Annotated in this window: 1 protein-coding gene; it reads left to right on the top strand. The window is 76.5% G+C overall.

Annotation, left to right across the window (positions count from 1 at the left end; translation table 11 throughout):
- Positions 1 to 98: 98 nt before the first annotated feature.
- On the top strand, positions 99 to 9,128 hold the full coding sequence (locus tag D7318_RS34410) for a type I polyketide synthase (RefSeq protein ID WP_230424272.1): 9,030 nt from the start codon (positions 99 to 101) through the stop codon (positions 9,126 to 9,128).
- Positions 9,129 to 9,141: the final 13 nt, after the last annotated feature.

The raw sequence follows: 9,141 nt of genomic DNA, 5'->3' as shown, positions 1-9,141 counted from the left end.
GTGGTCAGGCCCGTTTCCTCGCCTCCCTCTCCGAAGCCTGGGCGCATGGCGTTCCTGTTGACTGGGGCACGGTGTTCCCCGGCGCCCGTCGGGTCGATGTGCCCACCTACCCCTTCCAGCACCGCCGTTACTGGCTCGACGCGGGCGCCGGGGCCGTGGACACCGCGCGCATGGGGCTGGGGGAGACCCGGCATCCGCTGCTCGCCGCAGGCGTCGAACTGGTGGACAGCGAGGGGTTCCTGTTCACCGGCAGCCTCTCCCCGCGCACCCACCCGTGGCTCGCCGACCACGCGGTCAACGGCGCGATCCTGCTGCCCGGCACGGCCATGCTCGAGCTGGCGCTGCACGCCGGTGACCAGGTCGGCTGCTGGCACCTGGACGAACTCACCCTCGAAGCGCCCCTGGTGATCGCCGAGACCGGTGACACCCGGGTGCAGCTCAGCGTCTCCGCCCCCGATGACGCGGGGCGCAGGTCGTTGACGCTGCACGCCAAGGGCCAGGGGGCGGAGGAGTGGACGCGGCACGCCACCGGCACCCTGTCCACCCAAACACCCCACGCGCCGGGGGAGTTGGCTCCCTGGCCGCCGGAGGGCGCGGTGCCCGCCGACCTCACCGACTTCTACGCGACCGCCGCCGAGGCCGGGTTCGCCTACGGACCGGCGTTCCAGGGGCTACGCGCCGTCTGGCGCGGCGACGGCGAGCTGTATGCCGAGGTGGCGCTGCCCGAGGCCGCCCAGGGGCGGGGCGCGGACGACTTCTCCCCGCACCCCGCGCTGCTCGACGCCGGGCTCCAGGCGCTGCGCGTCGGGGGCGTCCTGGCCGGTGAGGGACGCCTGCCCTTCGCCTGGCGCGCTGTCTCACCGCACGCCACCGGCCCCGCCGATGTGCTGCGTGTGCGCCTCGCAGCGCGCGGCGAGGACGAGGTGGCCATCGAGGTCGCCGACGAGCGGGGCCTGCCCGTCCTGTCCGTCGGCGCGCTGGTCGCCCGCCCCCTGGCCACCGACGCGTTCGCGACCGAAACGGCGCGCGCGGCACGGGACTTCCTCTTCCGGGTGCGCTGGACCCCGCTGTCACCCCTCCCGGGTGACCCCGACGCCCCCGAGCCGGTCACCGTCGAGCTGGCCCCGCGCACCGGCGCGGAGGGCGACCTGCCGGGCGCCGCCCACGCGGCCGTCGTCGACGCCCTCGAGCGGGTCCGCGCATGGCTCGCCGACGACGCCCACCGGGACACCAGGCTCGTCCTGCTCACCCGGGGCGCGGTCGCCGTTCAGCAGGGCGAGGCCGTCGCCGACCTGGCGGGCGCCGCCGCATGGGGCCTGCTGCGGTCGGCGCAGGCCGAGCACCCCGGCCGGTTCACGCTGGTTGACACCGACGACGACCCCGCGTCCCGCGCGGCCCTGGCCGCCGCCGTGGCCGGGGGCGAGCCCCAGCTCGCGCTGCGCTCCGGCACGGCCCACGCCCCCCGCCTCGACAGGCCCGAGCCGCCGCTCGCCCCGCCGCGCGAGTCCCCTGACGCCTGGCGCCTGCGCCTCGGCGACGCAGGGGCGTCGGGTGGCACGGTGCGCGACGTACTGCTCGGCGCGTGCCCCGAGGTCACCGAGCCGCTCGGCCCCGGCCAGGTGCGGGTGTCCGTGCGCGCCGCGGGTGTCAACTTCCGCGATGTCGTCCTCGCCCTCGGCATGGTCACGGGCCGCGACGGCGGCGAGGGCCGCGACGAGCTCGGCGGCGAGGGCGCGGGCGTGGTCGTCGACGTGGCCGACGATGTGACGCAACTCAAGGCTGGCGACCGGGTGATGGGACTGCTGCCCGGCTCGTTCGGGCCGACCGCCGTCGCCGACCACCGCATGCTCGTGCGAATCCCGCGCGGCTGGTCGTTCGTCCAGGCGGCGACCGCGCCCATCGCCTTCCTCACCGCCGCCTACGGGCTGCGCGACCTCGGCCGCCTCCGCGCGGGCGAGACCGTCCTGGTGCACGCGGCGGCCGGGGGCGTCGGCATGGCCGCCGTCCAACTCGCCCGGCACTGGGGCGCGCACGTCCTCGGCACCGCGAGCCCCGCCAAGTGGCACGCCCTGCGCGCGGCCGGGCTGCCCGACGAGCACATCGCGTCCTCGCGCACCCTCGACTTCGAGGACGCCTTCCGCGCCGCCACCGGCGGCCGGGGCGTCGACGTCGTACTCAACTCCCTGGCGGGCGAGTTCGTCGACGCGGGGCAGCGACTCCTGGCGGGCGGCGGCCGGTTCGTCGAGATGGGCAAGACCGACATCAGGGAGGGCGCCGCCAGGGACGACGTCACCTACCGGGCGTTCGACCTCATAGAGGCCGGGCCCGACCGGGTGCGGGAGCTGCTGCACGAGGTGCTCGACCTGGCCGAGGCCGGTGTGCTCACCCCGCTGCCCACCACCACATGGGATGTGCGGCGGGCACCCGAGGCGCTGCGGTACCTCCAACAGGCCCGGCACATCGGCAAGATCGTCCTGACCGTGCCCCCGCCGCCGCTCACCGCGCTGTCGCCCGACGGGACCGTGCTGATCACCGGCGGCACCGGCACCCTGGGCCGCGCCGTGGCCCGCCATGTCGTCGCGGCCCATGGCGCGCGCCATGTGCTGCTGGTGAGCCGGAGCGGCCCCGCCGCCGAGGGCGCGGACGAACTCGTCGCCGAGCTGGCCGAGTTGGGCGCCAGCGCCACCGTCGCGGCGTGCGACACCGCCGAACGCGACCAGCTGGCCGCGCTCCTCGACAGCATCCCGGCCCAACGCCCCCTGACCGCCGTGGTGCACACGGCGGGCGTGCTCGACGACGGCGTGCTGGGCTCGTTGACGCCCGAGCGGCTCGCACGGGTGATGCGCCCCAAGGTGGACGCGGCCTGGCACCTCCACGAGCTGACGCGCGGGCGTGACCTGGCCGCCTTTGTGCTGTTCTCCTCGGCCGCGGGCCTCCTGGGCGGCCCGGGCCAGGGCAACTACGCGGCGGCCAACGCGTTTCTCGACGCCCTCGCCCTCCACCGGCGCTCCCTCGGCCTGCCCGCCGTCTCGCTCGCGTGGGGCCTGTGGGCCGAACGCAGCGGCATGACCGGGGGGTTGGGGCATGAGGACGTGGCCAGGATGCGCCAGGCCGGGATCGAGGAGCTGACCACCGAGGAGGGCCTTGCCCTCCTGGACGCCGCGCTGGCCGCCGGGGAGACGCTGCTCGCCCCCATCCGTCTGCGCACCGCGACCCTCCGCGCCAGGGCCGCACTCGACGAGGCGCCGCTGCTGCTGCGCGGCCTGGTGCGCTCGGCCACCCGGCGCCGCCTGCCGCGCGCCACGGGCGACGGCGGCCCAGGGCGCTACGCCCACGCGTCCGCCGATGAGCTGCTCGCGCTGGTCCGCGCCCAGGCGTCCGCCGTGCTCGGGCACGACACCACCGAGGCGGTGGGCGCCGAACGGGCCTTCAAGGAGCTGGGGTTCGACTCACTGACCGCCGTCGAGCTGCGGAACCGGCTCAACGCGGCCACCGGTCTCCGCCTGCCCTCGACCGCCGTGTTCGACCACCCCACGCCCCATGCCCTCGCGGCCGAGCTGCGGGCGCTGCTCGGCCCCGGCGAGCCCCAACGGGCGGCCGAGCCACCGGCGTTGGCACCGGTCGCGCCCGGTGACGATCCGGTGGTGATCGTCGGGATGGCGTGCCGTTACCCGGGTGGGGTGACGTCGCCCGATGAGTTGTGGCGGCTGGTGGCCGAGGGGGTGGACGCCGTCTCGGGGTTCCCGGGGGATCGGGGCTGGGACGTGGCGTCGTTGTTCGACGCGGATCCCGAGCGGGTGGGCACGTCGTATGTCCGCGAGGGCGGATTCCTGCGGGACGCCGGGGAGTTCGACGCGGACTTCTTCGGGATCTCGCCGCGTGAGGCCCTGGCGATGGATCCGCAGCAGCGGCTGCTGCTGGAAACGTCGTGGGAGGCGTTCGAGCGCGCGGGCATCGACCCCTCCTCGGCGCGCGGCAGCGCCACCGGCGTCTTCGCGGGCCTGATCCACGGCGGCTACGGGGGCGGCTCGCCCGCCGCCCGCGACCTGGAGGGCTATCTCGGCAACGGCAGCGCGGGCAGCGTCGCCTCGGGCCGGGTCGCCTACGCCCTCGGCCTCGAAGGGCCCGCCATCACCGTCGACACCGCCTGCTCCTCGTCCCTGGTCGCCCTGCACCTGGCGGCGCAGTCGCTGCGCAACGGCGAGTGCGCGATGGCCCTGGCCGGAGGCGTCACCGTCATGGCAACCCCAGGCGCCTTCGTGGAGTTCAGCAGGCAGCGTGGGCTGGCGGCCGATGGGCGGTGCAAGCCGTTCGCCGAGGCGGCGGATGGGACCGGGTGGGCCGAGGGCGTGGGGATGCTGCTCCTTGAACGCCTCTCCGACGCCCGTCGCAACGGCCACCGGGTGCTCGCCGTCGTGCGGGGCTCGGCCGTCAACCAGGACGGGGCGTCGAACGGCCTCACCGCCCCCAACGGTCCGGCTCAACAGCGGGTGATCCGTGCGGCGTTGGCCAGCGCGGGGCTGGGTGCCGCCGAGGTGGACGCCGTTGAGGCGCATGGCACGGGGACGACGCTGGGTGACCCGATCGAGGCGCAGGCCGTCCTTGCCACCTACGGTCAGGGGCGTGATCCCGAACGGCCGCTCTACCTCGGGTCGTTGAAGTCCAACATCGGCCACAGCCAGGCCGCCGCCGGGGTCGGGGGCGTGATCAAGATGGTGGAGGCCATGCACCGGGGCACCCTGCCCCGCACCTTGCACATCGACGCGCCCTCCTCCCATGTGGACTGGGAGGCGGGGGACGTTCGGCTGCTCACCGAGGCCGTGGAGTGGCCCGAGACGGGCCGCCCCCGCCGCGCGGGTGTCTCGTCGTTCGGCGTCAGTGGCACCAACGCCCACGCCATCCTCGAACTTCCCCTCGACGCCGCGGAGCTGGCCGACCCGGCGCCCGACCCCGACGAGCCGGGCCGCCCCGCGCTCCCCGTCCCCCTGCTGATCTCCGCCGAGTCGCCCGAGGCCCTGAGCGCGCAGGCCGCCCGGCTCCACGCCCACCTCACCGCCCACCCCGCGCCGCGCCCGCTCGACATCGCCCACTCGATCGCCCTCGGCAGGGCCGCCCTCAGCCACCGCGCCGCCCTCACGCTCCCCGGCGGCGGCGACCGCGCGGCGCTGCTCACGGCCCTCGACGCCCTGGCCTCGGGCACCCCCTCGCCCCGCACCGCCCAGGGGGCGCCGGTCGACGGCACCCTCGCGTTCCTGTTCACGGGGCAGGGCAGTCAGCGGCCCGGGATGGGCGCCCAACTCGCGGCCGTGTTCCCGGCGTTCGCCGAGGCGTTCGACGCGGTGTGCGGGGAGCTCGACCGGCACCTGGGGCGTCCGCTGCGCGACGTCATCGACGGCGAGCCCGACCTGCTCGACCGCACCCAGTACGCCCAACCCGCCCTGTTCGCCGTCCAGGTGGCGCTGTTCCGCCTCCTGGAGAGCTGGGGCGTGCGGCCCGACATCCTCCTCGGCCACTCGGTCGGCGAGCTGGCCGCCGCGCATGTCGCGGGCCTGCTCACCCTGCCCGACGCCTGCCGACTCGTCGCCGCGCGCGGGGCGTTGATGCAGGCCCAGCGCGCCGACGGGGCGATGCTCGCGGTCCGGGCGACCCCGGACGAGATCGGCCCGTTCCTCGAAGGACACGGTGAACGCCTCGCGCTCGCCGCCGTCAACGGCCCCTCATCCGTCGTGCTGGCCGGAGACGCCGACGCCGTCGACGAGGCCGCCGCCCACTGGGCCGGGCAGGGCCGCAAGACCAAGCGGCTGCGCACGTCGCACGCGTTCCACTCGCCCCACATGGACGGCATGCTCGGCGCGTTCGCCGCCGTCGCCGAGGGCATCGCCTACCACCCCGCCCGCATCCCCGTCGTCTCCGACGTCACCGGCACGGTCGTCGACGACGACGAACTCGGCAGCCCCGACTACTGGGTTCGCCATGCCCGCCTGCCCGTCCGGTTCGCCGATGGCATCGCCCACCTCCACGCGCGGGGCGTGGTGACGTTCCTCGAACTCGGACCCGACGCCGTCCTGACCGCCATGGGCGAGGACTGCCTGCCCGACGCCCGCGACACCGCGTTCGTGCCCACCCTGCGCTCCGGGCACGACGAACCCACCGCGCTCGCGGCGGCGTTCGGGCGCCTCCATGTGCGCGGCCACGCCCCCGACCGCGCCGCCCCCCTCGCGGGCGGCGGCGCCAGGACCGTTCCCCTGCCCACCTACGCCTTCCAGCGGCGGCACTACTGGCTCGCCGCCGGAGCCCCGGGCGCCGCCCCTGCCGCCACCGACGCCCACCCGCTGCTCCCCGACACGACGACGCTCGCCGACGGCGACGGGCTGCTGCTCACCGGGCGGCTCTCCACCGCCGACCAGCCCTGGCTCGGCGACCACACCATCCTCGACACCCTGCTCGTCCCCGGCACCGCACTCGTCGAGATGGCCTGGCACGCCGGAGCCCGCGTCGGCTGCGACCGCGTCGACGAACTCACCCTGCACGCACCCCTGTTGCTGCCCACCGACGGCGGGCGTCAGCTGGCCCAGGTGCGGGTAGGCCCGCCCGACGAGGCGGGGCGGCGCACGCTCACCCTGCACTCGCGCCCCGAGGCCGAGCCCGAGGCGCCCTGGACGCGCCACGCCGAGGGCGTCCTCGCCCCCGCCGCACCCGGCGACGCCCCCGCCCCCGAGGGCGCCTGGCCCCCGCCCGGCGCCACCGCGATCGACACCGCCGACTTCTACGACCGCTTCGCCGCCCGCGGCTTCGGCCTCGGCCCCGCGTTCCACGGCCTGCGCGCCGCCTGGCGCCACGGCGACGACACGCTCGCCGAGGTCGCCCTGCCCGACGACCAGCGCCCAGGGGCCGACCGCTACGGCATCCACCCCGCACTGCTCGACGCCGCCCTCCACGCGGGTGGCCTCGACTCCCTCGACGAGTCGACCGGGCGCCTGCCGTTCGCATGGCACGACGTCACCCGGTACGCGCCCGCGCCTGCCGCGCTCCGCGTGCGGCTGCGCCCCACCGGAGCCGACGGCGTCTCTGTCACCCTGATGGACACCGATGGGCTGCCCGTCGCCCACATCGGCAGGCTTGTCACCCGGCGTGTCTCCACGGAGCAGCTCGCGCCGCGCCAGGACGCCCTGCACCGGGTGACATGGCGGCCGCTGTCCACCGCGCCCGCATCGCCAGGGGCCCGGTGGGCCACCATCGGAGCGGACGCCATCGGAGCGGACGCCGTCACCATGGACGCGGCCCGGCTCGACGGCGCCGCGCACCACCCCGACCTCGGCCACCTGGCGAAGGCCGTCGCCGAAGGCGAGCCCGTCCCCCACGCCGTCCTCGTCACCGTCGCGCCCGACGCGGCACTCCCGCTCCCCGACGCCGCCCACCACGCCGCGCGCCGGGCGCTCGACCTCGTACAGGCGTGGCTGGCGGGCGAGTTCACCCCCGCGCGCCTCGTCGTCGTCACGCGCGGCGCGACGAACGCCGCCGACGCCCCGCCTGACCCGGCGGCCGCCACCGTCTGGGGCCTGCTCGCCTCCGTGCAGGCCGAGCACCCTGGCCGTCTCCTCCTTGTCGACGCCGAGCCGGGACAGCCCCTCGCCCCGGGGCCGCTCGCCGCCGCGCTGGCCTCGGACGAGCCAAGGCTCGCCCTCCGCGCTGGCACGCTCCACGCCCCCCGCCTCGTCCGCGCCACGGCAGCCGAAGGCGAACGCCGGGAGCCGCGCCCCTGGAACCCCGAGGGCACCGTCCTCATCACCGGCGCCACAGGCGCCATCGGCCGGGCGCTCGCCCGCCACCTCGCCCGGCGCGGCGCCCGCCGCCTCCTGCTGATCGGCCGCTCGGGCCCCGACGCCCAAGGCGCCGCCGAACTGACCGCCGAGCTCGCCGCGTTGGGCGCCACCGCCGACCTGCGGGCCTGCGATGTCACCGACCGTGAACGCCTCGCCGCCCTTGTCACCGAGGCTGGCACCCCGGAGCATGGCCACGGCCTGACCGCCGTCGTCCACCTCGCCGGGATCATCGACGACGGCGTGGTCGAGGCCCTCACCCCCGACCGGCTCGACGCCGTCCTGCGCCCCAAGGTGGACGCCGCCTGGCACCTGCACGAGCTGACCCGCGACCTCGACCTGGCCGCGTTCGTCCTGTTCTCCTCGGCCGCCGGGGTCATCGGCGGCGCGGGCCAGGCCAACTACGCCGCCGCCAACGCGTTCCTCGACGCCCTCGCCCACCAACGGCACGCCACCGGGCGGCCCGCGCAGTCCCTCGCCTGGGGCGCGTGGGAGGTCGGCATGGCCGGTGAGCTGGCCGCCGCCGACCGCGAGCGGCTCACCAGGTCGGGCGCGATCCCGCTCACGACCGACCAGGGCATGGCGCTGTTCGACGCCGCCAGCCGCACCGCCGAGCCCCACCTCGTCCCGCTGCGCCTCGACCCCGCCGCGCTCAGGACGGCCGACCCCGTGCCGCCGCTGCTGCGCGAGCTGGCCCCCGCCCGCACCCGCCACACCACCGGAACCGGGGGCGGAGCCGCCGCCGAGGCAGCCGCGCTGCGGCGCCGCCTGGCCGGGCGGGACACGGCGGAACGCGAGGAGGCGCTGCTCGCCCTCATCCGCGGCAAGGCGGCCCTGGCCCTCGGCCACACCGGCCCCAACGCCATCGACCCCACCCGCGGATTCACCCAGGCGGGCTTCGACTCCCTCGCCACCGTCGAGCTGCGCAACCGGCTCAACGAGGTGACAGGGCTGCGCCTCGCCTCCACCGCCCTGTTCGACCACCCGACCCCGCTGGCCCTCGCGCGCCACCTCGCCGAGCAACTCGCCCCCGCCCCCGACCCGTTGACCCACCACCCGAGCGGCCCCGCGAGCGGCACCGCGCCCGCCACGGGCCTCGACGTGCTCGACGCCCTCGACGCCCTCCCGGTCGACGGCATCGCCCCCGACGAACGGGACGCCGTCGCCGACCGGCTCGAACGCCTCCTCGCGCGCCTGCGCTCGGCCGAGGACGCCACCCCGACGGGCACCGCGACCGACGAGGACATCGCCAACGCCTCGGACGACGAGCTGTTCACCCTCATCAACGAGGACCTCGGCCTGTCCTGACCCCCACCCCCGC

The sequence above is a fragment of the Streptomyces radicis genome (assembly GCF_003626575.1).
Classification (GTDB): Bacteria; Actinomycetota; Actinomycetes; order Streptomycetales; family Streptomycetaceae; genus Streptomyces; species Streptomyces radicis.
Note: the sequence above shows the minus strand (reverse complement) of the source record. Positions and strands in the feature narration are given on the sequence as shown.